The 25231-nt window shown below is 60.4% G+C and carries 20 protein-coding genes; 11 read left to right on the top strand and 9 right to left on the bottom strand.

Annotation, left to right across the window (positions count from 1 at the left end):
* Window positions 1-54 precede the first annotated feature (54 nt).
* Window positions 55-2451: a glucose/quinate/shikimate family membrane-bound PQQ-dependent dehydrogenase gene (locus tag BI292_RS17090; RefSeq protein ID WP_101208561.1), complete on the bottom strand. Its 2397-nt coding sequence runs from the start codon at window positions 2449-2451 to the stop codon at window positions 55-57.
* Between the two features lie 183 nt (window positions 2452-2634).
* Here BI292_RS17090 and BI292_RS17085 point away from each other — a divergent pair, with 183 nt between their 5' ends.
* The 10 genes from BI292_RS17085 (at window position 2635) to BI292_RS17040 (ending at window position 13715) form a co-directional block, all read left to right on the top strand.
* Window positions 2635-3096, top strand: a complete 462-nt coding sequence (locus tag BI292_RS17085; RefSeq protein WP_008067391.1) for an Lrp/AsnC family transcriptional regulator — start codon at window positions 2635-2637, stop codon at window positions 3094-3096.
* A gap of 352 nt (window positions 3097-3448) precedes the next feature.
* Complete coding sequence (locus BI292_RS17080) at window positions 3449-5131, top strand: NAD(P)/FAD-dependent oxidoreductase (RefSeq protein WP_092277231.1); 1683 nt, start codon at window positions 3449-3451, stop codon at window positions 5129-5131.
* Between the two features lie 12 nt (window positions 5132-5143).
* Complete coding sequence (locus BI292_RS17075) at window positions 5144-5938, top strand: carbon-nitrogen hydrolase family protein (RefSeq protein ID WP_101208560.1); 795 nt, start codon at window positions 5144-5146, stop codon at window positions 5936-5938.
* 48 nt (window positions 5939-5986) lie between these two features.
* The gene (gene pqqF / locus BI292_RS17070; RefSeq protein ID WP_101208559.1) at window positions 5987-8407 is read left to right on the top strand and encodes a pyrroloquinoline quinone biosynthesis protein PqqF; all 2421 of its coding nucleotides are present in this window, start codon (window positions 5987-5989) and stop codon (window positions 8405-8407) included.
* A 157-nt stretch (window positions 8408-8564) separates the two neighbouring features.
* A complete protein-coding gene (gene pqqA / locus BI292_RS17065) occupies window positions 8565-8639 on the top strand; it encodes a pyrroloquinoline quinone precursor peptide PqqA (protein WP_009045898.1) in 75 nt (24 codons plus the stop codon).
* 72 nt (window positions 8640-8711) lie between these two features.
* Window positions 8712-9623 carry a pyrroloquinoline quinone biosynthesis protein PqqB gene (pqqB, locus tag BI292_RS17060; protein ID WP_101208558.1) on the top strand — a complete coding sequence of 304 codons (912 nt, stop codon included), beginning with the start codon at window positions 8712-8714 and terminating at the stop codon, window positions 9621-9623.
* 128 nt (window positions 9624-9751) lie between these two features.
* Window positions 9752-10504, top strand: a complete 753-nt coding sequence (gene pqqC, locus BI292_RS17055; RefSeq protein WP_092277219.1) for a pyrroloquinoline-quinone synthase PqqC — start codon at window positions 9752-9754, stop codon at window positions 10502-10504.
* Window positions 10501-10776: a pyrroloquinoline quinone biosynthesis peptide chaperone PqqD gene (gene pqqD / locus BI292_RS17050; RefSeq protein ID WP_092277216.1), complete on the top strand. Its 276-nt coding sequence runs from the start codon at window positions 10501-10503 to the stop codon at window positions 10774-10776. Before pqqC ends, pqqD begins: the two co-directional genes overlap by 4 nt.
* A gap of 4 nt (window positions 10777-10780) precedes the next feature.
* Complete coding sequence (gene pqqE / locus BI292_RS17045) at window positions 10781-11923, top strand: pyrroloquinoline quinone biosynthesis protein PqqE (protein WP_178076594.1); 1143 nt, start codon at window positions 10781-10783, stop codon at window positions 11921-11923.
* Window positions 11889-13715 carry a S9 family peptidase gene (locus tag BI292_RS17040; RefSeq protein WP_101208556.1) on the top strand — a complete coding sequence of 609 codons (1827 nt, stop codon included), beginning with the start codon at window positions 11889-11891 and terminating at the stop codon, window positions 13713-13715. The genes pqqE and BI292_RS17040 overlap by 35 nt, the downstream gene beginning before the upstream one ends.
* Before the next feature lie 107 nt (window positions 13716-13822).
* On the opposite strand, the gene BI292_RS17035 is transcribed toward BI292_RS17040, so the two are convergent.
* Both BI292_RS17035 and BI292_RS17030 read right to left on the bottom strand, forming a co-directional pair.
* The gene (locus BI292_RS17035; protein WP_007904205.1) at window positions 13823-13981 is read right to left on the bottom strand and encodes a YqaE/Pmp3 family membrane protein; all 159 of its coding nucleotides are present in this window, start codon (window positions 13979-13981) and stop codon (window positions 13823-13825) included.
* Window positions 13982-14187: 206 nt separating this feature from the next.
* Window positions 14188-15480: an aspartate aminotransferase family protein gene (locus BI292_RS17030; protein ID WP_101208555.1), complete on the bottom strand. Its 1293-nt coding sequence runs from the start codon at window positions 15478-15480 to the stop codon at window positions 14188-14190.
* 181 nt (window positions 15481-15661) lie between these two features.
* Between BI292_RS17030 and BI292_RS17025 the strand changes: the two genes are divergently transcribed.
* The gene (locus BI292_RS17025) at window positions 15662-16582 is read left to right on the top strand and encodes a LysR family transcriptional regulator (protein WP_101208554.1); all 921 of its coding nucleotides are present in this window, start codon (window positions 15662-15664) and stop codon (window positions 16580-16582) included.
* Between the two features lie 239 nt (window positions 16583-16821).
* Here the strand turns inward: BI292_RS17025 and BI292_RS17020 are convergent, their stop codons facing one another.
* From BI292_RS17020 to bioD, 6 genes are all read right to left on the bottom strand, one after another.
* Window positions 16822-18600 carry an acyl-CoA dehydrogenase C-terminal domain-containing protein gene (locus BI292_RS17020; RefSeq protein ID WP_101208553.1) on the bottom strand — a complete coding sequence of 593 codons (1779 nt, stop codon included), beginning with the start codon at window positions 18598-18600 and terminating at the stop codon, window positions 16822-16824.
* Window positions 18601-18856: 256 nt separating this feature from the next.
* Window positions 18857-20653 (bottom strand): acyl-CoA dehydrogenase C-terminal domain-containing protein, encoded by a 1797-nt coding sequence (locus BI292_RS17015; protein ID WP_101208552.1) that lies wholly within the window; start codon window positions 20651-20653, stop codon window positions 18857-18859.
* Window positions 20654-20743: 90 nt separating this feature from the next.
* Window positions 20744-22030: a GGDEF domain-containing protein gene (locus BI292_RS17010; RefSeq protein ID WP_092277191.1), complete on the bottom strand. Its 1287-nt coding sequence runs from the start codon at window positions 22028-22030 to the stop codon at window positions 20744-20746.
* A 231-nt stretch (window positions 22031-22261) separates the two neighbouring features.
* Complete coding sequence (locus tag BI292_RS17005) at window positions 22262-24067, bottom strand: phenylacyl-CoA dehydrogenase (protein WP_101208551.1); 1806 nt, start codon at window positions 24065-24067, stop codon at window positions 22262-22264.
* A 278-nt stretch (window positions 24068-24345) separates the two neighbouring features.
* On the bottom strand, window positions 24346-24642 hold the full coding sequence (locus tag BI292_RS17000) for a pyrroloquinoline quinone biosynthesis protein PqqE (protein WP_101208550.1): 297 nt from the start codon (window positions 24640-24642) through the stop codon (window positions 24346-24348).
* A gap of 108 nt (window positions 24643-24750) precedes the next feature.
* Window positions 24751-25231, bottom strand: a 481-nt coding sequence (gene bioD, locus BI292_RS16995) for a dethiobiotin synthase (RefSeq protein ID WP_101208549.1), incomplete at its 5' end; no start/stop codon positions are given.

The following is a 25231-nucleotide window of genomic DNA, read 5'->3' as shown; positions in this document are numbered from 1 at the left end:
ACACATAAAAAAGCCGCGCAATTGCGCGGCTTTTTCACCCCTGCGGATCAGCCCTTACTCAGGCAACGCATACGCAATCACGTAGTCCCCGCGGTCCGGCGACTGGCGTGCGCCGCCCACGGTCAGCAGGATGTATTGCTTGCCGGTTTTCGGCGAAACGTAGGTCATCGGCCCGGACTGACTGCCCACTGGCAAACGCGATTTCCAGATTTCGTTGCCGTTGCCGGTATCGAACGCACGCAGGTAGAAATCCTGCGTCCCGGCGAAGAACAGCAACCCGGACTGCGTCGCGAGCGAAGCACCGAGCGTCGGCATGCCAATCGGGATCTGCAAATGCATGCGAATACCCAGCGGGCCGGTGTCTTGCACGGTGCCGACCGGAACTTGCCACATCAGTTTGTGGGTCTTCAGGTCGATGGCCGACATGGTCCCGAACGGTGGTTTCTGGCAAGGAATACCGGCCGCCGAAAGGAAGCGTTCGCGCATCGCACCGAACGGCGTGCCTTCCTGCGGCACGACGCCCATTTCGATGCCGCTGGCGCCGGCGGCAATTTTGTCGCGCGGGATCATGTAGTTGGCCAGGCCCAGGCGCATGTCGTTGACGAACATATAGTTAGTGTTCGGATCGACCGAAACACTGCCCCAGTTCATCCCGCCCAGCGAGCCCGGGAATTGCAGCGCGCGGTCCAGGCCCGGCGGCGTGTAGACGCCTTCGTGGCGCATGCCTTTGAACTGGATGCGGCACATCAATTGGTCAAACGGCGTGGCGCCCCACATGTCGGATTCGGTCAGGGTTTTGTTGCCGATCGACGGCATGTCGACCGAGAACGGCTGGGTTGGCGAGTAGCGTTCGCCGGGCACGTTGCCCTGTGGCACCGGGCGTTCTTCAACCTTGGCGATCGGCACACCGGTTTCTCGATTCAGCAGGAAGATTTCGCCCTGCTTGGTCACTTGCGCCAAGGCTGGCTGGGTGCCGCCCTTGTCGTCCGGCACGTCGTAAAGCAGCGGTTGCGCCGGCAGATCGAAGTCCCAGAGGTCGTGGTGAGTGGTCTGGAAGTGCCAGCGCACCTGACCGGTTTTCACGTCGATGGCGACGATGGACGAGTTCCACTTGTCGTCGAATTCGGTACGTTGGCCGCCGAAAAAGTCCGGCGTCGCGTTGCCGGTTGGCAAGTAAACGAGGCCGAGTTTGGCGTCGTAGGACATCGCCGACCAAACGTTCGGCGTGCCTCGGGTATACGTCTCACCGGGTGGCGGGCGTTTGGTGATGTTCGGATTGCCCGGATCCCAGGCCCACACCAGTTCACCGCTGCGCACGTCATACGCGCGGACGACCCCTGGCGGTTCGCCGGTCGAGTAGTTGTCCGCGACGCGCCCACCCACGATCACTACGTCGCCCGCCACCAGCGGCGCCGAGGTTTGCTGGAAGTAACCGGGTTTGACTTCACCCATGTCGGTTTTCAGATCGACCGTGCCTTTGTCGCCAAAGTCTTCGCACGGCTTGCCGGTGTCGGCATTGATCGCGATCAGACGCGCATCGCCGGTCGGCAGAAACAGACGTTTCGCACAGGCTGTGGGTTGAGCTTCCGACGACGTCGACGTCGACGTCGGCGTCGGCGTCGGCGTCGGCGTCGGCGTCGGCGTCTCGGAATAACCCAGACCACGGCAGCGTTGCCAGTTTGGCGCGGTGCTTTGCGGGTCGAATTTCCAGCGCTGGGCGCCGGTATCGGCGTCGAGCGCGAAGACTTTGCCGTACGCGGTGCAGGTGTAGACCGTGTCGCCGATTTGCAGCGGCGTGTTCTGATCTTCAGCGCCAGCGCCGGTGCTTTGCGGAATGTCGCCGGTCTGGAAAGTCCACGCGACCTGCAATTTGTTGATATTGCCTTTGTTGATCTGGTCCAGCGCTGCAAAGCGGTTGCCGGCCGTGGTGTTGCCCCAATGCGCCCAATCCTTTTGCTCGGTGCCCGGTTTTACCGGAGTCACCGCAGGTTCGCTGCTGGCCTTGACGACGTGGGTCGGCACGAACATGTAGGCCAGCGTCGCGACCACGCCGATGCCCAGAATGCCCGCCAAACCGTACGCACCGCGCCCTGCGGTGGCGCCGGAAGCGCGAGCCAGCGTCGGATAAATCAGCGCAACGACCAAGCCGATCACAGCAAAAGTCAGCACCCGCGACACCAGAGGCCAATAATCCAAACCGCTGTCCCACACCGCCCAGATCGCCGTCAGGATCAGCGCCACGCCGTACAGCCAGGCGCCTTGCGGCTGGCGCCGGGCGATCAGCACCCCGGAAACGAGCATCGCCAGGCCCATCAGCAGGAAGTACCAACTGCCGCCCAACGTTGCCAGGTAAGCACCGCCACCGGCCAGGCCCAGCCCGATCAACGCGATCAGGACACCGAGCCCCAACAGCAACCATTTGCTGCTGGCGGCAGCCCCAGAATTACTCATCTCGAAAGTTTTCCAATGTGTGACAAGCGCGAAATTATGTACTACCTAGTTACTTATGACAATTTGTCGCAGGCAAAATGTTCTGAATGGTACAAAAGATGATCAATCAACCGCCGCGAGCGCACTGCAGGATGTGGCTGTAACATGCTGACCACTGATTTTCATGCTGCTGGAGCCGCCCCTTTGCCCGACACTCGCCCGCCCGTGCTAGACGAAATTGACCGCCAGTTGATCGCCGCCCTGCAAATCAACGCCCGCGAAAGTGTCGCCATGCTGGCGCGGCAACTGGGCATCGCGCGCACCACTGTCACCTCGCGATTGGCGCGGTTGGAAAAGGCGCGGGTGATCACCGGTTACGGCGTGCGCCTGGGGCAACGCGTGGTTGATGGCGGGTTGCAGGCGTATGTCGGGATTACTGTGCAACCGCGGTCCGGCAAAGAAGTGTTGCGGCGTTTGAGCGCGATGGCGCAGGTGCAGCAACTGTGTGCGGTGAGTGGCGAATTTGATTATGTGGCGTGGTTGCGCACTGATTCGCCGGAGCAGCTGGATCAGTTGCTGGATCAGATCGGCAGCGTGGATGGGGTCGAGAAGACCACGACGTCGATCATCTTGAGCAGCAAGATTGATCGGGGGCAGCCGGTTTAGGTTGGGCTCTGAGGTTTTGCAGGGTCTGGGCGGGCCTCATCGCGAGCAAGCTCGGCTCCCACAGGGTTATATGATCAGCCCTTGTAGGAGTGAGCCTGCTCTGCTGCCACAGGGATATGTGGATCAGCCCTTGTAGGAGTGAGCCTGCTCGCGATAGCGGATTGTCAGCAAACGATGATGTTGAAGACTGCTTACTTACAGATCGCATGAATCGCTCGTCACAAAGCACAGCTGATTAGCAAAACGACGACACATTGCGTCTTATTAACGTGTTCTGCGCTGTCTAGAATGGCTGGCATCTTTTCCTATACTCAGACGCGCATTCCGCGTCGGGTCGCCAGCAAGGTCAGCCATGAACAAGAACAATCGCCATCCTGCAGACGGTAAGAAACCGATCACCATTTTCGGCCCGGACTTTCCGTTCGCGTTCGACGACTGGATCGAGCACCCGGCCGGCCTCGGCAGCATTCCCGAGCATAACCACGGCGCCGAAGTGGCGATCGTTGGTGGCGGGATCGCCGGTCTGGTCGCGGCTTACGAGCTGATGAAACTGGGGCTGAAACCGGTCGTCTACGAAGCCTCGAAAATGGGCGGGCGCCTGCGCTCGCAAGCATTCAATGGCGCGGAAGGCATCGTTGCCGAGCTCGGCGGCATGCGTTTTCCGGTGTCCTCCACGGCGTTTTATCACTACGTCGACAAACTCGGCCTCGAAACCAAACCGTTCCCCAACCCACTGACCCCGGCGTCGGGCAGCACGGTGATCGACCTCGAAGGCAAGACTCATTACGCCCAAAGCCTGGCGGATCTTCCTGCACTGTTTCAGGAAGTGGCTGACGCCTGGGCGGACGCGCTGGAGGACGGCTCGCGCTACAAAGAGATCCAGCAAGCGATCCGCGACCGTGACGTGCCACGCCTCAAAGAACTGTGGAACACCTTGGTGCCGTTGTGGGATGACCGCACGTTCTACGACTTTGTCGCGACCTCGAAAGCCTTCGCCAAGTTGTCGTTCCATCACCGCGAAGTGTTTGGCCAGGTCGGTTTCGGCACCGGCGGCTGGGATTCGGACTTCCCCAATTCGATGCTGGAAATCTTCCGCGTGGTGATGACCAACTGCGACGACCATCAGCATCTGGTCGTCGGTGGCGTCGAGCAAGTGCCGCTGGGCATCTGGCGCCATGTGCCGGAACGCTGCGTGCATTGGCCGCAAGGCACCAGCCTCAGCTCGCTGCACCGAGGCGCGCCGCGCTCGGGCGTGAAGAAAATCGCCCACGCCGAGAACGGCCGTTTCACCGTCACCGACAACTATGGCGACAGCCGCGAATACGCTGCGGTACTGACCACTTGCCAGAGCTGGTTGCTGACCACGCAGATCGAATGCGATGAAACCCTGTTCTCGCAAAAGATGTGGATGGCCCTCGACCGCACCCGTTACATGCAGTCGTCAAAAACCTTCGTGATGGTCGACCGCCCGTTCTGGAAAGACAAAGATCCGGAAACCGGCCGCGACCTGATGAGCATGACCCTCACCGATCGCCTGACCCGTGGCACTTATCTGTTCGACAACGGCGACGACAAGCCCGGCGTGATTTGCCTGTCGTATTCGTGGATGAGTGACGCGCTGAAAATGCTCCCGCACCCGGTGGAAAAACGCGTGAGATTGGCACTGGACTCGTTGAAGAAGATCTACCCGAAAGTCGATATCGCCGCGCGGATCATTGGCGACCCGATCACCGTTTCCTGGGAATCCGATCCGCACTTCCTCGGCGCGTTCAAAGGCGCCCTGCCCGGCCATTACCGCTACAACCAGCGCATGTACGCGCACTTCATGCAGGACGACATGCCAGCCGAGCAGCGCGGGATTTTCATCGCCGGCGACGACGTTTCGTGGACCCCGGCGTGGGTCGAAGGCGCGGTGCAGACCTCGCTCAACGCGGTGTGGGGCATCATGAAACACTTCGGCGGTGAAACTCACGCCGAGAACCCGGGTCCAGGAGATGTGTTCAACGAAATTGGGCCAATCGCCCTGCCCGAGTAAGAGGAATCCGACATGCGCGTAGCCCTTTACCAATGTCCACCGTTGCCGCTGGACGTCGCCGGCAATCTGCATCGCCTGCATCAACTGGCGCTGGAGGCCCGAGGCGCGGACTTGCTGGTGTTGCCGGAGATGTTCCTGACCGGCTACAACATCGGCGTGGATGCCGTCAGCGTTCTCGCCGAGGTGCACAACGGTGAGTCGGCACAGCAAATTGCGCGCATTGCGAAAACCACCGGCATTGCCATCCTTTATGGCTATCCCGAGCGCACCGAGGACGGCCAGATCTACAACTCGGTGCAATTGATCGACGCCCACGGCGAACGCGTGTGCAACTACCGCAAAACGCATTTGTTCGGCGACCTCGATCACTCAATGTTCAGCGCTGGCGGCGATGATTTCCCGGTGGTCGAGCTCAATGGCTGGAAAATCGGCTTCCTGATCTGCTACGACATGGAGTTCCCGGAAAACGCCCGACGCCTGGCGTTGGCCGGTGCCGAGCTGATTCTGGTGCCAACCGCGAACATGATTCCTTACGACTTCGTCGCTGACGTCACCGTCCGCTCGCGCGCCTTCGAAAACCAGTGTTACGTGGCTTACGCCAACTATTGTGGCAACGAGGGCGACATCCATTACTGCGGGCAAAGCAGCATCGCCGCGCCGGATGGCAGCCGTATCGCCCAGGCCGGGTTGGACGAAGCGTTGATCGTCGGCGAGCTGGATCGGCAATTGATGCTCGATTCGCGCGCGGCCAATCGCTATTTGATCGATCGCCGTCCTGAACTCTACGGCGAGCTGAACAAGCGCTGAGCCCCGGTTATCCGCTAGCATTAGCGCTTCTCTGTACTGGAAGTGCTCATGCCTGCGCTGAATCATCCCCGCCCTCACACTGAAACCCTGGCCAATGGCCTACGGGTGACGCTGCGTCACGCGCCCGATTTGAAGCGCGCCGCAGCCGCTTTGCGGGTCGCCGCTGGCAGCCATGACGTGCCGCTGGCATGGCCCGGGTTGGCGCATTTTCTTGAGCATTTGCTGTTTCTGGGCACTGAGCGTTTTCCTACGGACGAGGCGCTGATGGCCTACGTCCAGCGGCATGGCGGCCAAGTGAATGCGCGGACCAATGAACGCACCACCGAGTTCTTTTTCGAGTTGTCGCCGCAGGCGTTTGCCGGCGGATTGCAGCGTCTGTCGGACATGCTCGCCCACCCGCGTATGAATCTGGACGATCAGGCGCGGGAACGGGAGGTTTTGCACGCGGAATTCGTCGCTTGGTCCCAGGACGCCACCGCGCAACAGCAACTTTCGCTGTTCGACGGGCTGTCGCCGAGTCATCCATTGCGCGGTTTTCATGCCGGCAACCGCGACAGCCTGCCGGTGCCGCAGCCTGAGTTTCAGCAGGCTTTAAAGGATTTCTATCAGCAGTTTTACCGCACCGGTCAGATGACCCTGAGTCTGGTAGGTCCGCAGAGTCTTGAACAGTTACGAGCGATGGCGCAGGCGTTCGACGCGGCTATCGCACCGGGCGATAAAGCCCCGCAACAGGCGCCAACACCGCTGATGGCGGCCGCGGATAAAAGTTATCAACAGCTCGGCGAGCGTCGCGTGGATCTGCTGTTCGCCCTCGACGGGTTGCCGGAATCGTCTACCGAGGCATTGGCGTTTTTGTGTCATTGGCTGAATAACGCGAAACCCGGCGGATTGCTCGCCGAACTGCAAAAACAAGGTTTGGCTGACCGCCTGAAAGCCGCGCCGCTGTATCAATTCGCCGGACAGGCTTTGTTGCACATCGAGTTCATCAGCACTGGGGCGCCAAGTGCGCTACGCGAGCAACTGATGGATTGGCTAGGGTTTTTCGCGTCTCAGCAAAATAGCAGCGAACTGCGCGAGGAGTACGCGGCCGTGCTGCAGCGCCAACAGCAAGTCAGCGGCGCTTTGCAGCAAGCGCAGCGGGACAGTCAGCAGCTTGAAAGCGCTTTATCCGAACAAGGTGTTGCAGCGCTCCAGAGCATCCTCCAACAAATCGGCGCTGTGGATAACTTCACCGGCCAGTGGCATTTGCCCGCTGCGAACCCGTTCCTGCGCTCGGACGCAGCACCGGCCAACGCCGGACTGATTCGCGGCCAGACCAGCGCCCACCGTGGTTTGCGCACGTTCGCCCAGGATCGCTCGCGCGGTCGCCGTGAACGCTCGCCGATGCAATTCAGCCAGGCATTGCCCGGCTACACCGATGCAGGCGCGATTTATCTGCGTTGGCGGTTGGCGGCGGACAGCGGCCTGCAATCGAGTCTCGAAAATAGCCTGCAACCACTGCGTGAAGACGCGCATCAGGCGGGTGTCGAGGTTTCTTTCGACGCGTCGGGCAACCAATGGTTGCTGAAGATGACCGGTTTGCAGGAGCCGATGCCGAAAATCCTTGAGTACGCGCTGACGCTACTGACGAAACCTGACGCCGATTTCCCTCGCCTCGTAACGACCCGTCCTGCGTTGATGCCGATTCGGCAACTGCTCAAAGCGCTGCCGGCGTGCGGACTGGAACCGGCGGATGTCTCAGATAATCTGCAACAAATCTGGTCGAGCGCACGCTGGGATGGCTTGGCGGTCGGTTTGTCGGCTCAGACGCAAGCGGCGATGGGCGTTGCGCTGAGCCGAATTCCGGGGATCGCCGACGCTCAACAGACGGCGCCGCCATCGCTCCATTCGCAGCATGTGTGGCATTGCATCGAAACCCAATCCAGCGAAGCGGCGCTGCTGCTGTTTTGCCCTACAGCTACCCAGGAAATTACTGACGAAGCCGCTTGGCGTTTGCTCGCGCATTTGAGCCAAACCGCGTTTTACCAGCGCCTGCGCGTCGAGCTGCAACTGGGTTACGCGGTGTTCAGCGGATTGCGCCAGATGAATGGCCAGACCGGTTTGCTGTTTGGCGTGCAGTCGCCGACGGTCGCGGTGGGCGAATTGCTCGGGCACATCGAACATTTCCTCAGCGGACTGACAGAACTGATCAGCGGCCTCGACGATCACTCCTGGCTCGCGCAACGCCAAGCCCTCGCGGATCAATTCGACATCGATGCGCTGCCGAGCGCGGAGGCGGCCGAACTGCTTTGGCAGGCAAAACTGGCCGGCCACTCGTCGGATTACCTCTCGCAACTTGGTGAAACCATTTTGTCCATCGACCGAGGCGAATTGTTCGCCGCCGCCCAGCGTCTGAATAACGCGGCAGGCGGTTGGCGCTGTATCGCCAACACGCCGTGTCCCGGCGGTCTTTGGCAAGTGGCGAAATGATCATTACGGGCGCTGCAATTAGCTTTCTCAAACTTTCACGGGCAAGCGCTCGGTAATTTTGAGTAACATAGCCGCCTAACTATCTGAACATCTCCGGCTGGAGGTGGACTATATGTATAGGTCTCAGCTGTCCCATCCACCTGAAAGGAGCACTTTTATGTCCTGGTCCAAACCTGCTTACACCGACCTGCGTATCGGCTTTGAAGTCACCATGTACTTCGCAAGCCGCTAAGTTTGTCTTGTGTCACAGCGCCTCGGTTTGCCGAGGCGTTTTTATTTTCGGTTTTCAAATGATGGAGCGGCCATGTTTGTCCAGATTCTAGGTTCCGCCGCCGGCGGTGGTTTCCCGCAGTGGAATTGCAACTGCGTGAACTGCGCCGGTTTTCGCGACGGCAGCCTGAACGCCAAGGCGCGTACCCAATCGTCCATCGCGATTTCCGATGACGGCGTGAATTGGGTGCTGTGCAATGCGTCGCCGGACATCCGCGCCCAGCTCCAGAGCTTCGCCCCGATGCAACCGGGCCGTGCGCTGCGCGATACCGGGATCAGCGCGATCATCCTGATGGACAGCCAGATCGACCACACGACCGGTCTGCTCAGCCTGCGCGAAGGTTGCCCGCATCAGGTCTGGTGCACCGACATGGTCCACGAAGACCTGAGCAGCGGTTTCCCGCTGTTCACCATGCTGACCCACTGGAACGGCGGGCTGAACTGGAACCGCATCGAGCTCGACCAGAGCTTCAGCGTCCCGGCCTGCCCGAACCTGCGCTTCACCCCGCTGCCCTTGCGCAGTGCCGCCCCGCCTTATTCGCCGCACCGTTTCGACCCGCACCCGGGCGACAACATCGGCCTGATCGTTGAAGACCTGAGCACCGGCGGCAAACTGTTTTACGCGCCGGGGCTGGGCAAAGTCGACGCGTCGCTGCTGGACATCATGGCCAGCAGCGATTGCCTGCTGGTGGACGGCACGATGTGGGATGACGACGAAATGCAGCGTCGCGGCGTCGGCACCCGTACCGGTCGGGAAATGGGCCATTTGGCGCAGAACGGCCCCGGCGGCATGCTGGAAGTGCTCGAACAACTGCCCAAGCAGCGCAAAGTGCTTATCCACATCAACAACACCAACCCGATCCTCGACGAAGATTCACCGGAGCGCGCGGAACTGGCTCGGCGTGAGGTTGAAGTGGCGTATGACGGGATGAGTATTGTGTTGTAGCTGAGGGCCCTTCGCGGGCAAGCCTCGCTCCTACAGGGCATAGCGAAGAACCTGTAGGAGCGAGGCTCGCCCCCGAAAGCGTCCGACCCGACACCAAAGAATCCACCGGTCCTACCCGGAGAACCGAAATGACTGACACCGCAATGTCCCCCACCGAGTTCGAAGCCGCCCTGCGCGCCAAGGGCGCCTATTACCACATCTATCACCCGTATCACGTGGCGATGTATGAAGGTCGGGCGACGCGTGAACAAATTCAGGGCTGGGTGGCGAACCGTTTCTACTATCAGGTGAACATCCCCCTGAAGGACGCGGCGATCCTCGCCAATTGCCCGGACCGCGAGATCCGCCGCGAGTGGATTCAGCGCCTGCTCGACCATGACGGCGCGCCCGGTGAAGACGGCGGCATCGAAGCGTGGCTGCGCCTCGGCCAGGCGGTTGGCCTCGATCCGGACCAGTTGCGCTCGCAGGAACTGGTGCTGCCCGGCGTGCGTTTCGCTGTCGATGCCTACGTCAATTTCGCCCGTCGGGCCAGTTGGCAGGAAGCCGCCAGCAGCTCGTTGACCGAACTGTTCGCGCCGCAAATCCACCAATCGCGCCTCGACAGCTGGCCGCAGCATTACCCGTGGATCGACCCGACCGGCTACGAATATTTCCGCACTCGCCTGGGTCAGGCGCGGCGCGATGTCGAGCACGGCCTGGCGATCACTTTGCAGCACTACACCACCCGGGCCGGCCAGGAGCGCATGCTGGAAATTCTCCAGTTCAAACTGGACATTCTTTGGAGCATGCTCGATGCCATGACCATGGCGTATGAGCTCAATCGCCCGCCGTACCACAGCGTGACCGAGCAACGGGTCTGGCATAAAGGAATCATCTTATGAGTTTCGATCGCAGCAGAGTCCCGACCTGGCGTCAGGGTTACCGCTACCAATACGAACCGGCGCAGAAGGGCCACGTGCTGCTGTACCCGGAAGGCATGATCAAACTCAATGAAAGCGCGGCGCTGATCGGCGGTTTGATCGACGGCGAACGTGATGTCGCGGCGATCATCGTCGAACTGGAGGCTAAATTCCCCGGTGTGCCCGAGCTCGGTGAAGACATCGAGCAATTCATGGAGGTCGCCCGTGCTGAGCACTGGATCGAACTTGCCTGACACCGTGTCGGACAAGTTACCGCCCAAACCGGAAATCGGCCTGCCACTGTGGCTGCTGGCCGAGCTGACGTATCGCTGCCCGCTGCAATGCCCGTACTGCTCCAATCCGCTGGATTTCGCCGAGCAGGGCAAAGAGCTGAGCACCGAACAGTGGATCAAGGTGTTTCGCGAAGCGCGGGAAATGGGCGCGGCGCAGCTGGGTTTCTCCGGCGGCGAACCGCTGGTGCGCCAGGACCTGGCAGAACTGATCGCCGAGGCGCGCAAGTTGGGTTTCTACACCAACCTGATCACCTCAGGCATCGGCCTCACCGAGCAGAAAATCAGCGACTTCAAGAAGGCCGGCCTGGACCATATACAGATCAGTTTTCAGGCCAGCGACGAGCAGGTGAACAACCTCCTGGCCGGCTCGAAAAAAGCCTTCGCGCAGAAACTCGAAATGGCCCGCGCGGTGAAGGCGCACGGTTATCCGATGGTGCTGAACTTCGTCACTCATCGACACAATATCGACAAGATCGACCGGATCATCGAGCTGTGCATTGCGCTGGAAGCCGACTTCGTCGAGCTCGCGACTTGCCAGTTCTACGGTTGGGCGCAGCTCAATCGTGTCGGTTTGTTGCCGACCCAGGAACAACTGGTCCGCGCCGAACGCATCACCAACGAATACCGCGCCAAACTGGAAGCCGAAGGGCATCCGTGCAAACTGATTTTTGTCACGCCGGATTACTACGAAGAACGCCCGAAAGCCTGCATGAATGGCTGGGGCAGTATTTTTCTCACCGTCACGCCGGACGGCACCGCGCTGCCCTGTCACGGCGCCCGACAGATGCCGGTGCAATTTCCCAACGTGCGCGATCACACCATGCAACACATCTGGTACGACTCGTTCGGCTTCAACCGCTTTCGCGGTTACGACTGGATGCCCGAGCCGTGCCGCTCCTGCGACGAGAAAGAAAAGGACTTCGGCGGCTGTCGCTGCCAGGCGTTCATGCTCACGGGCGACGCAAGCAATGCCGACCCGGTGTGCAGCAAATCGGAACATCACGGCGTGATTCTAAAGGCCCGCGAAGAAGCCGAACACGCGACTCAAACCATTGAACAACTGGCCTTTCGCAATGAACGAAACTCACGACTCATCGCTAAAGGCTGAGCCTTTCAGCGCGCTCAAGGCTGTCGCTGCCGGCATCGATTTTGCTGAATTGCAGCTCGGTCGCCATGGCTTGTTCTGGAACGAATACCGTCCCGAGGACGGCGCTTGCCGGATCTGGCACTGGCGCGACGGGCAAGCCCACTGCATGACGCCGCCAGGTTTCAGCGTGCGCAGCCGCGTGTACGAATATGGCGGCGGCGCGTTTTGTCTGACCGATGACGGGGTAGTTTTCGTCAACGAGGCCGACCAGCAGCTGTATCGCCAGTCGCTGAACAGCGAGACCCCGCAGGCGCTGACCTCGAATGAGTGCCGATATGGCGATCTGCATTTTGCTGATGGCCAAGTGTTGGCGGTTGAAGAAAACCACGATCAGCATCGGTTGGTCGCCATCGACCTCGCGGATGGCACGCGTCATCTGCTGGCCGAAGGCGCGGATTTCTATGCGGCACCGACGCTGAGCCCGGACGCCCGGCGCCTGGCGTGGATCGAGTGGAGCCGGCCCGACCAACCGTGGACCGCAACGCGCCTGATGGTTGCCGAGCGTGAGGATCAGGCCAGTTTCGGCGCGCCGCGCTGTGTGGCGGGCGATGCTGGCGAAGAGTCGTTGCAGCAGCCGCGTTTTGATCAGGGCGGTCGTTTGTATTGCCTGACCGATCGCAACGGGTTTTGGCAGCCATGGGCGGAGTCGGCTGATGGCTTGAGCGCGTTGGCGAGCGCCGCTGCCGATCACGGACCGGCGCCGTGGCAATTGGGCGGCAGCACTTGGTTGCCGCTCGGTGGCGAGAATTATCTGGCGAGCTGGACCGAGGGCGGCTTTGGCCGATTGGAGATTCGCGGTGATGTCACTGAAGATTTCACCGGGGATTACACGCGGTTTCGCAGTCTCGCGATGGATGAAAAGTGCATTTACTGCATCGCCGCCTCGCCGATCAGTTCTGCCGCAGTGATCGCGATTGACCGCAGCACCGGCGCGGTCAAAACCCTGGCCGGCGGTATCGCCCCGCTGCCTGCCGAACAGGTCAGCCGTCCACAAACCCTGCGTTACCCAAGCGGTTCGGGCGAGGCGCATGGCTTCTTCTATCCGGCCATGACTGGCGAAGCGAAACCGCCGCTGGTGGTGTTCATCCACGGCGGCCCGACGTCAGCCTGCTACCCGATGCTCGACCCGCGCATTCAATATTGGGCACAACGCGGCTTTGCCGTGGCCGACCTCAACTATCGCGGCAGCAGCGGTTATGGCCGCGAATACCGCCAGGCACTGCACTTGAGTTGGGGCGATGTCGATGTCGAGGATGCTTGCGCGGTGGTGACCTATCTCGCCGAACGCGGAATGATCGACGGCGAAAAAGCCTTCATCCGCGGCGGCAGTGCCGGCGGTTACACCACGCTGTGCGCGCTGGCGTTCCACCAGGTTTTCCGCGCTGGCGCCAGCCTTTATGGCGTCAGCGATCCGGTTGCGTTGGCGAGAGCGACGCACAAATTCGAAGGCGATTATCTCGACTGGCTGATCGGCGATCCGCAGCAAGACGCCGAACGCTACGCCGCGCGCACACCGTTATTGCACGCGAAAAACATCAGTGTGCCGGTAATTTTCTTTCAGGGAGAACTGGACGCGGTGGTGGTTCCGCAGCAGACCCGCGATATGGTCACGGCGCTGGAGGACAACGGCATTCTGGTGGCGGCGCATTATTACCCGGACGAGCGACATGGCTTCCGCAAGGCCGGGAACCAGGCACATGCGCTGGAACAGGAGTGGTTGTTTTATCGGCGGGTGATTGAATCAACCGATTGAGAGCGAGTCGCGCCATTCGCGGGCAAGCCTCGCTCCTACAGGGATGGCGCAAAGCCTTGTAGGAGCGAGGCTTGCCCGCGAAATCAATCTACTTCATGCCACAGGACTCAGCGCTTGGCGATGATGTAAACCGCGTGCACGATCCCAGGAATATAACCGCACAACGTCAGCAGGATATTCAGCCAGAACGCACCCGCGAAACCGACTTGCAGAAACACACCCAGGGGCGGCAACAGAATGGCGATGATGATTCGAATAAAGTCCATGGGGCAGCTCCTGAATTAAGTTGGCTCGTGTGAGCCACACACCCAATCGACCTGCGCCGTTCGTCAGGGTTCACTCCGAATCGTGTCCTGATGCCAGTATCTCGATGAATCAGCGGAAAAAAAACGCCCCACGCCAAAAGAATCAGGCATGGGGCGATGCGTTATTACCGCGAGACGGTTCGGAAATTCGTGTAGGGCGGTTCTGATCAGACGGCAATCCCTTTGCGGCATTGCAGTTGCGCGGTGCGCACGCGGGAGAAGGCGCGGGCCAGGCGCAGGAGCATTTCGTCGATGTTGGCTTTGCTGACGGTGAGCGCCGGGGTGAAGCGCAGGCAGTCGGGTTGCGCGGCGTTAAGCAGCAAACCTTCGTAGAGCGCCGCTTTGACTACGGCGTCCGCTGAATCTTCTGACAAGGTCAGTCCCCAGAGCAGGCCTTGTCCGCGCAGTTCGCCGTGAGCATAGCGATGGGATAAACGCCGCAGACCTTCACTCAGATGCTGGCCGGTTTCCTCGACGTGCTGGAGGAAGCCTTTGTCGTCCACGGTTTCGAGCACTGCCAGGCCGGCAGCGGTCATCAGCGCATTGCCGTGGTGGGTGCCGGTCATTTCGCCGAGGTCGAAACAGCACGCTTTGCCGCGCGCCAGGAGTGCCGCCAGCGGTACGCCGCCGCCCAGCCCTTTGCCGAGCACAACGATGTCGGCGCGTACGTCGCAGGAGTGTTCCGCGAGCAAGCTGCCGCAGCGGCCGATACCGGTTTGCACTTCATCAAGGATCAGCAGAATTCCGAGCTCGCGACAGAGGCGCTCGACGCCTTTGAGGTAATGCGGGTCGGCGGGAATCACGCCGGCATCACTCTGGATCGGCTCGAGCATGATCGCCACGGTTTGCGCGTCTACCGCCGCGTGCATCGCCGGCAGGTCGTTGAACGGCACGTGGCTGAACCCCGGCAGTCGCGGTTCGAAGAGGTTGGTCAGGCTGGAACTGTCCGACGCCGAGATCGTCGCGAGACTACGCCCGTGGCAGCCATTTCTGGCAACGATGATCCGCGAAGCACCGCCGCGATAGCGCTGGCCCCACTTGCGCGCCAGTTTGATCGCCGTTTCACAGGCCTCGCTGCCGCTGTTCAGCAGGTACGCCTGATCGCTGCCGGTACTGCGGCAAAGACGCTCGGCGAGGTTGAGCATGCCGCGGTTATGCAGGCCGAAACCTGGATTGATCAGCGCCTGAGCCTGATCGGCAATGGCCCTGACCAACACCGAAGCGCTATGGCCCAAGCTGTTGGCGCCGCCGCCCTGGGTGAAATCCAGATACGCGCGGTCGTCGCTGTCCCACAGCCACGAACCCTGCCCACGCACGAATATCTGCTTCGGCCGCTCGACGCTGGGCATCAGGCACTCGCTGGAGAGGTTGTCGTTGCAAGTCGGTTTGGACGCGTCCATCGCCAAGTCGTCGAGGCTGCGCGGGCTGGCTGTACTGCGGCGCAAATTGAACAGATTCATTGCAAAAAACCTCCGTTGAGGTGTTTTGCCGTGTCTGTGTAAAAACCTATGTAAACACCATCGCTGCAAACGCTATTCATCGCGCTTTCCGGCCCTGTAAGCCTTGTGAATGCGGTTAGACTAGGCGCCGGCACGGCCGTGAGCCATTTCGATTTCACAGCATTTTCGATAAGTGTTACTTATGGATTTCAAGCAACTGCGTTATTTCGTCGCGGTCTACGAAGAGGGCCATGTGGGCCGGGCTGCCGAGCGACTGTCGATCTCGCAACCGGCGCTGTCGCAACAGATCCGCCATCTCGAACAAAACCTCGATGTCAGCCTGTTCGAGCGCAGCAGCAAACGGTTGTTGCCGACGTTGGCCGCGCACACGCTGTACAACCACGCGCTGCCGCTGCTGGATGGGATGCAGCGGGCGCGCGAAGCGCTGGGCAATTTCAAGGGCCAGGCGTTGCGCACACTGGCGATTGGCGTGCTGCAAACGGTGCACACCAGTCTGGTTCCGCAAATGCTCGAACGGGTGCGCAAGGCGCAGCCGCATCTTGTCGCGCAGATCTACGAATTGACCGGCCTGGAGATCGAGCGGCGCCTGCTCAACGGTTCGCTGGACATCGGCATCAGCTATCTGCCGCCGCGTCAGCCGGGGCTGCATGGCGTGCTGCTGTACGAAGATGAACTGACGCTTGTCATCCCGGCGGAGCATCCGTTGCGGGAATTCAAGAAAGTCTCGATGAGTCAGGCGGCCGAGCTGCCGATGTTGCTGCTGGGCGAGGAATTTCAGCTACGGCAGATCTGGCAAACGCAACTGGCCAATCTCGGCCGGCGGCCGCAGGTGCAAGCTGAATTGAACAACATGGCGGGCATTCTCGACAGCTTGCCGCATACCCGGCTGGCGACGGTGCTGCCGGGGCGCTCGCAAAAAGCTTTGGGCAAGCATGAACTGTTGTGGAAACCGATTACCGAACCGCGGGTGCCGCTGAACGTCGGATTGGTCTGTCGAGATGTGCAACGGCAGCAGGCCTCGTTGGCGCTGTTGCAGACGTTGCTGGAGGAAGTGCTGAACGGACCGGAAGATCGCTCGGTCGGCCCGGCGAAACCGGCCTGATAGCTGGGCCGGGCACTTTTCTGCAGGCAAAAGAAAACCCCGCCGAAGCGGGGCTTTGCAGACTGTTTCCCTGACATCCATTTCACTCCGCCGTCCTGGCAGAATCCTACGTGTCCCTGTTGTTGCTTTGCGCTTCCTGCGCGACGTCCATGTGAAGTAGATTAACTGTGGATCCAATCGGCGCCAATGGGAGAACAGCAGCACGTCATGTAAGAGATTGCTTACATGACTTTACATGGTCAGAACTGCGCAGCGTCGAGCAGGAACAGCGACTCGCTGCCAGCCTTCACCGAGGCGCTCAACGAGTGGATACGCGGCAGCAGACGGGCGAAGTAGAACCGCGCGGTGCCCAGCTTGCTGGCGTAGAAATCTTCCTGCGCTTCTTTGCCGAACGCCGCTTTGGCCATCAACGCCCACATGTAGGCGTAGGAAACGTATCCAAACGCTTGCAGATACTCGACCGACGCCGCGCCGATTTCATTCGGGTTGTTTTTCGCCCGGTCGAGCAGCCACGAAGTCAGCTCATCGAGAGTGGTTACCGCGTCGTTCAACGGCTTGGTGAACTCCGCCAGATCGGCGCTGGCCGTTGCGGTGAAGTGGCGGATTTCGTCGGCGAACAGGTTATAGAACGCCCCGCCGCTGCCAACAATCTTGCGCCCGACCAGGTCCAGCGCCTGGATGCCGTTGGTGCCTTCGTAAATCTGCGTGATGCGCACGTCGCGCACCAATTGCTCCTGGCCCCACTCGCGGATGTAGCCGTGGCCGCCGAAAATCTGCTGGCCATGCACGGTGGTTTCCAGGCCCAGATCGGTGAGGAACGCCTTGGCCACTGGCGTCAGCAACGCCACCAGATCTTCCGCACGTTTGCGTGTGGTCGGGTCTTCGCTGAACTTCGCGGTGTCCAGTTGCATCGCCACGTAGGTCGAGAACGCGCGACCGCCCTCGTTCGAGGCCTTCATGGTCAGCAACATTCGGCGCACGTCCGGGTGGACGATGATCGGGTCAGCGACTTTGTCTTTGTTTTGCGCGCCGGTTGGCGAACGGCTTTGCAGACGATCGCGCGCGTATTCGATGGCGTTCTGGTAAGAACGCTCGCCAGTCGCCAGGCCCTGAATGCCGACGCCCAGACGCTCGTAGTTCATCATGGTGAACATCGCCGCCAAGCCTTTATTCGGCTCGCCGACGATGTAACCGACGGCTTCGTCGAAGTTCATCACGCAGGTCGCGGAGGCCTGGATGCCCATTTTGTGTTCGATCGAACCGCAATTCGCCGGGTTGCGCGCGCCGAGGCTGCCGTCAGCGTTGACCATGAACTTCGGCACGAGGAACAGCGAAATGCCTTTCGGACCGGCCGGCGCGTCGGGCAATTTCGCCAGCACCAGGTGAATGATGTTTTCGGTCAGGTCGTGCTCGCCACCGGTGATGAAGATTTTGGTGCCGCTGACTTTGTAGGAACCGTCGGCCTGAGGCTCAGCCTTGGTGCGGATGATCCCGAGGTCGGTGCCGGCGTGCGGCTCGGTCAGGCACATGGAACCGGCCCAGACGCCGGAGTACATGTTCGGCAGGTACGCAGCTTTCAACTCTTCGCTGGCGTGGGCGTTGATCGACAGGCAGGCGCCGGCCGTGAGCATCGGGTACAAGCCGAACGACAGGCTTGCGGAGTTGACCATTTCTTCGACTTGCGCCGAAACCGCCTTGGGCATGCCCATGCCGCCGTAGGCCGGATCGCCACCGACGCCAACCCAGCCGCCCTCGGCATAGGTCTGATAAGCCTGTGGGAAACCTGCCGGTGTGGTGACGGCACCGTCCGCCCAATGGCAACCTTCTTCGTCGGCCGCACGGCTCAGTGGTGCGATGCTTTTGCTGGTGACCTTGCCCGCTTCTTCGAGAATCGCTTCGACGGTTTCGGCGTCGACGGTGTCGGCCAGTGCCGGCAGTTCGGCCCAGAGCTTGGCGACCTCGAACACTTCATTGAGGACGAAGCGCATATCGCGCAGGGGCGCTTTGTAGTCAGCCATGGCAAACCTCGCAGGATCTAAACAGGTGATTCACAGGAAATGTGTTTTCGTTGGGCCCGAGTGTAACCCAACAACTTTTACGACACATAGGGTCAGCTCATGACCGATTTGTAATTTTTAGTCACTGCGATTTGTCTGCTGAATCGCAATCGCGGGCAAGCCTTGCTCCCACAAGCGTTCAGCCAATGCAGACTTGCGAACGGCACTGAACCTGTGGGAGCAAGGCTTGCCCGCGATGCTTTTCATGGGCTCGCCATCAAAGCGCAAACATCTGCGCCGGCAATTTCATCAAGCAATCACTCCCGGCCTCGATCGCCGCCCGATGCGCGGCGGCGCGTGGCAGCAATCGCTTGAAGTAAAACTCGCACGTCGCCAGTTTCCCGCGCAGGTAATCGGCATCGCCGCTGCCCGCGTCCAACTGTTGCTGCGCCGTCAGCGCCATGCGCAGCCACAAGTAGCCGAGGATGATGTAACCGCTGTACATCAAATAATCCACCGACGCGGCGCCGACCTCGTCGGCATTCTTCATCGCCGCCATGCCGATCTGCGTAGTGACTTCGCCCCACTGCTGGTTCAAGCCATTGAGCTGCGCGACGAACGCGCCCAGTTGCGGATGCTCGGCATTCGCTGCGCAGAACTTATGGACGATTTTAGTGAACCCGCGCAGCAGTTTGCCCTGGCTGCCGAGCACTTTGCGCCCGAGCAAATCCAGCGCCTGAATGCCGTTGGTGCCTTCATAAATCGGCGCAATCCGGCAGTCGCGCACCAGCTGCTCCATGCCCCATTCGCGGATAAACCCGTGGCCGCCGAAGACCTGCATGCCGTGGTTGGTCACTTCCAGGCCGGTGTCGGTCATGAACGCTTTGCAGATCGGCGTGAGGAACGCCAACAAGTCCTCTGCGTCCTGCCGCGCGGTCGCGTCAGCGCTCAGATGCGCGGCATCGAGTAATTGCGCGGTGAAATAAGTCAGCGCGCGGTTGCCTTCGTTGAAGGCTTTCATGGTCAGCAACATACGCCGCACGTCGGGGTGGACGATGATCGGGTCAGCGGCTTTTTCCGGGGCTTTGGCGCCGGTCAGCGAGCGCATTTGCAGGCGATCGTTGGCGTATTTGATCGCGCCCTGGAAGCTCGCTTCACCCAGACACAAGCCTTGCATGCCGGTGCCCAGGCGCGCGTGGTTCATCATGGTGAACATGCAATTGAGGCCTTTATTGGCCTCGCCGATCAAAAAGCCTTTTGCCTGATCAAAGTTGAGCACGCAGGTGGCCGAGGCCTTGATGCCCATTTTGTGCTCGATGGAACCGCAGGAAACGCCGTTGCGCTCACCCGCAGCGCCCTCGGCGTCGGGTAGGAATTTAGGCACGATAAACAGCGAAATGCCCTTGGTGCCTGCCGGAGCATCCGGCAGTTTTGCCAGCACCAAGTGGATGATGTTGTCGCTCAAATCGTGCTCGCCGGCGGAAATGAAGATCTTGCTGCCGGTGATCGCGTAACTGCCGTCGGCGTCAGGCACCGCGCGGGTCTTGATGATGCCCAGGTCAGTGCCGCAATGGGCCTCGGTCAGGCACATGGTGCCGGTCCACTGGCCGGCCGTCAGTTTGCTCAGGTAGGTGTTTTTCTGCTCTTCGGTGCCGTGGGCGTGGATCGCCGACATTGCGCCGTGGGTCAGGCCGGGGTACATGCCCCAGGAGGTATTGCTGGAACCGACCATTTCGCTGATGACCAGCCCCAGCGAACTCGGCAAACCTTGGCCACCGTACAGCGGATCCGCCGCCAGACCATGCCAGCCACCTTCGACGTATTGTGCGAAAGCCTGCTTGAAGCCTGTAGGCGTTGTTACCACGCCATTGTCGAAATGGCAGCCCTCTTCGTCACCGCTGCGATTGAGCGGCGCGAGAACGTTTTCACAGAATTTCGCGCCTTCTTCGAGGATTGCGTTGACCATGTCCGGGCTGGCGTCAGTCGCCCCCAGCGCGGCGTAGTTGCGGTGAAAGTCGAAGACGTGGTCGATCAGAAAGCGCATGTCGCGCAGGGGGGCTTTGTACTCGGGCATGGTCGTTTCTCCGGCAGCAGATCAGCCAAACCTACTGCCGCGCACCACGCCTCACAATCACAGTCCAGACGCTGAATGCGCCATCATCACTCAACCCGCAGCGGCGTCCATGCGCACGGCGCCACGGCGGCTCTGGCCGAACGCGACGACGCAATTTCGCCCGGCACCCTTGGCGCTGTAGAGCGCTTCGTCAGCCGACTTGAGCACTTGTTCAGGGGTGCGCTGTTCCAGACGCTCGGCGACGCCGATGCTGACCGTCACTGAAACGCTGGACGCGCCGGAGCCGGCTCGACGCTGACGTCCCTGTTGATCGTCCTGCGGCCGGTCGGGGTTGCGCAGTTGAATGTTGTAGGTCGCAATCGACTCGCGGATGACTTCCAGGTGCGGCATGCACTCTTCGAGCGTCTTGCCTGCAAACACCAGGGCGAATTCCTCGCCGCCGTAGCGATATGCCCTACCGCCACCGCTGATTTTCGACAGTTTGCTGGCGACTAATCGCAGCACCTGATCGCCAACATCGTGGCCGTGGGTGTCGTTGAATTTCTTGAAATGATCGACGTCGCTCATCGCCAGCACGTAATTGCGCCCCAGCCGCTGCATGCGCTCGTTCAAGGCGCGGCGGCCTGGCAAACCGGTGAGTTCGTCGCGGAAGGCCATTTGGTAGGCTTCGTGAGCGACCGCCGAGGCAATCATCAACATTACTTGGCTGCACATGATGTTCAGGGTAAACGGCAGGATGAAGGTTTTCGGCAACATCCAGAACAACCCGAGCAAACCGACCAGTTGCGCAGCGTGCAGCGGTCGCGGATGGCGCCAGTACTGCCAAGCCAGCAGTACAAACGCGGCGATGAACACCGGATAGGACAACTGGATCAGGCTCATCCACGCGCCGTGCAACGCCGGCCAGCGAATCTCCGATAACCACATCAGCAACGCCTGCGGATAACTCTGCTCGATGCCCAGCGCCACGCTGCCGAACGCCAGCAACACGGCGAAACGCGCCACCATGTCCTGAAACAAATGCGTGCGTTCCTGCCACGCCGCGAACAGCCCGAACAATAGCGGCAGCAGCAGGCAACAGAGATGGAACACCACCGCGGCGTCTTCGCGAACCTTGCCGTTGTCGCGGTAATAGTCGGTCTGGGTGTCGAGCAAAAAGTAGGCGATGTACACCGTGACCATCAGAAACAGTTCGCGCTGACGTCGGTAAACCGCGCAATACGCGCCGCCGAGCAACAGCACCAAGGTCGGCAGCACGTTGAACAGCGAGGTGAAAAAGACGTTCAGATCCTTGATATACGCAGCCGAAAGCCCTGCGAGCAGCAGCAGGAGTGAAGGCAGGAAGTGGCTGAAACGTACAGCGGAAGAACGCGGCAAGGGGTAAAGCTCCGACCCGGCAAACAAAGATGGCATTGTGCCTGCAATTGGCGCAGTTAAGCACATGCAATGTGATGTCTGTCACACCGCCCACTCTATAACGGCAGGTTTCGGCGATTTCTTAGTGTTGCAGTCGGGAATTATTCAGCGCAGCAATCGACGTTTTGCGCAGGCACAAAAAAGCCGCTGCTCTCGAAAGAGCAGCGGCTGGTTGAAGCGACCGCGGCGGGCTTAGTAACCCAGGGCGAAGTCTTCTTCTTTCATGTCCATCAGGTTGCCGGCGCCCGACAGCATGGTTGCCACGTGGGTGCGGGTACGCGGCAGGATGCGCTGGAAGTAGAAGCGCGCAGTCTGCAGCTTGGCGGTGTAGAACGCTTCTTCGGAAGTGCCGGCCGCGAGTTTCTCGGCTGCCAGACGTGCCATGTCAGCCCAGAAGTAAGCGAGGCAGGCGTAACCGGAGTACATCAGGTAATCCACCGACGCCGCGCCGACTTCTTCGCGATCTTTCATGGCGGCCATACCGACCTTCATGGTCAGCTCGCCCCATTCCTTGTTCAGTGCAGCCAGCGGCGTAACGAATTCCTGAACGGCTTCGTTACCTTCGTTGGTCTGGCAGAACTTGTGGACGATCTTGGTGAAGCCTTTCAGGGCCTCGCCTTGGGTCATCAGCACTTTACGGCCCAGCAAGTCGAGTGCCTGGATGCCGGTGGTGCCTTCGTACAGCATCGAAATGCGGCTGTCGCGAACGTTCTGCTCCATGCCCCACTCGGCGATGAAACCGTGGCCACCGTAGATTTGCACACCGTGGTTGGCGGATTCAAAACCGACTTCAGTCATGAAGGCTTTGGCGATTGGAGTCATGAAGGCCAACAGTGCGTCGGCTTTCTTCTTCTCTTCTTCATCCACGCCGTATTTGACGATGTCGACCTGCTTGGCGGTGAAGTAAACCATCGCGCGGTTGCCTTCGGCGAACGCCTTCATGGTCAACAGCATGCGACGTACGTCAGGGTGCACGATGATCGGGTCAGCGGCTTTTTCTGGCGCTTTCGGGCCAGTCAGCGAACGCATTTGCAAACGATCGCGAGCGTATTTCAGGCCGCCCTGGAAGCCGATCTCGGCGTGCGCCAGACCTTGCAACGCAGTGCCCAGACGCGCGGTGTTCATGAAGGTGAACATGCAGTTCAGGCCTTTGTTCGCCGGGCCGATCAGGTAACCGGTGGCCGCGTCGAAGTTCATCACGCACGTGGCGTTACCGTGGATGCCCATTTTGTGTTCCAGGGAACCGCAGGTCACGGCGTTACGCTCGCCGATCGAACCGTCAGCGTTCGGCATGAACTTCGGCACGATGAACAGCGAGATGCCTTTGGTGCCGGCCGGTGCATCCGGCAGACGGGCGAGGACGATGTGGACGATGTTGTCGGCCATGTCGTGTTCACCGGCCGAGATGAAGATTTTCGTGCCGGAAACATTGTAGGAACCGTCGGCCTGAGGTTCAGCCTTGGTGCGCAGCATGCCCAGGTCGGTGCCGCAGTGCGGTTCGGTCAGGCACATGGTGCCGGTCCATTCGCCGGACACCAGTTTGGTCAGGTACGCGTCTTGTTGCTCAGGCGTGCCGTGCTCGGAAATGGTGTTCATCGCGCCGTGCGACAGGCCTGGGTACATGCCCCACGACCAGTTGGCTTCGCCAACCATTTCGCTCACGGCCAGACCCAGCGACTCCGGCAGGCCTTGGCCGCCGTGCTCGACGTCGTGCGCCAGGCTCGGCCAGCCGCCTTCGACAAATTGCTTGTAGGCTTCTTTGAAGCCAGTCGGGGTTTTAACCCCGGACTCGCTCCAGGTGCAGCCTTCGGTGTCACCCACGCGGTTCAGCGGAGCCAGCACCTGCTCACAAAACTTGGCGCCTTCTTCGAGAATGGCGTCAACCATGTCCGGAGTTGCGTCTGCGCAAGCCGGAAGGCTCGAATAATGCGCTTCGTAGCCGAGCAGCTCGTCACGAACGAAGCGAATATCACGCAAGGGGGCCTTGTAGTCAGGCATAGCGATAAACCTCTGCTGATGTAACCGGGAATGAACGACCGCATTGATTTGTTGTGACGGTCAAACAGTTGTTTGAAACATACGTTTACGCCCAAATCTTGTCAAGCGCCGATCTTTTGCCGTTCGTCATCACGCCCGCCTTCATAACGGCCACACAGCCGCGAACCGCCGCCGACATCGCGCCATGCCACAGACAAAAGATTAGTTGAGGAAGAAAGACTTACGCAGAAAAACGCCGCGAAGATTCGCGGCGTTGGGGAAGCGGATTGAGCAAATAATCAGGCGTAAGTATCAATCAGCGTGCCGAGCACTTCATCGGAAGCCTTGGCGACTTTCGCTCCAAGCTCGACCTGCAACTTGCCCTGAGACATTTCGACCATATCGCTGGCGAAGTCCGAGCGCTGACTGCGATCAACCGCACGCAGGCGATCGACCTGCACATCCGAAGACTGACCGACCGGCACCCGTTCAACAGCAGCGCCGGCGATCTGGCCGGCAGCCTGATCAATACGGTTCTGCCCGGTCTGGATAGTGTTCAGACCGGCATAAAAAGCGCTGTTACCTGAGATTTCCATGGGAGAACTCGTCCTGTGAAGGAACAACAGCGGCCATTGAACCAGACGCACCGGCAAAACACCCGACAAAAACACTAATGGCACAGTGCCTTGCCATAGGCAAAAACATTAATCGAGCAAGTCCAGTTGCAGATGCTCCGCCACCGCTTCCGCCGATAACGCCTTGAGTTTTGGCACTCGCCCCAGGCACGGCGCGGGGATGCGCTCGGCCAGTGTCGCGAGGTTCTCCTCCAGCCGCGAAGTCTTCGGCTCGATGATATTGGCCACCCATCCGGCCAACTGCAGCCCGTCATTGGCAATCGCTTCAGCCGTCAATAGCGCATGGTTGATGCAGCCCAGCCGCACGCCGACCACCAGAATCACCGGCAGATTCAGCGCCATCGCCAGGTCCGACAGATTGTCCTGATCGGCCAGCGGCACGCGCCAGCCGCCGGCGCCTTCGATCAACGTGAAATCGGCCTGCAGATCGAGAATTTCACGCATCGGCGTCAGCAACGATTGCACAGTCAACGCTACGCCCGCCTCGCGCGCCGCCAGATGCGGGGCGATTGCCGGCTCGAACGCCACCGGATTGACCTGTGCATACGTC

The sequence above is a fragment of the Pseudomonas sp. 43NM1 genome (assembly GCF_002836905.1).
Classification (GTDB): Bacteria; Pseudomonadota; Gammaproteobacteria; order Pseudomonadales; family Pseudomonadaceae; genus Aquipseudomonas; species Aquipseudomonas prosekii.
Note: the sequence above shows the minus strand (reverse complement) of the source record. Positions and strands in the feature narration are given on the sequence as shown.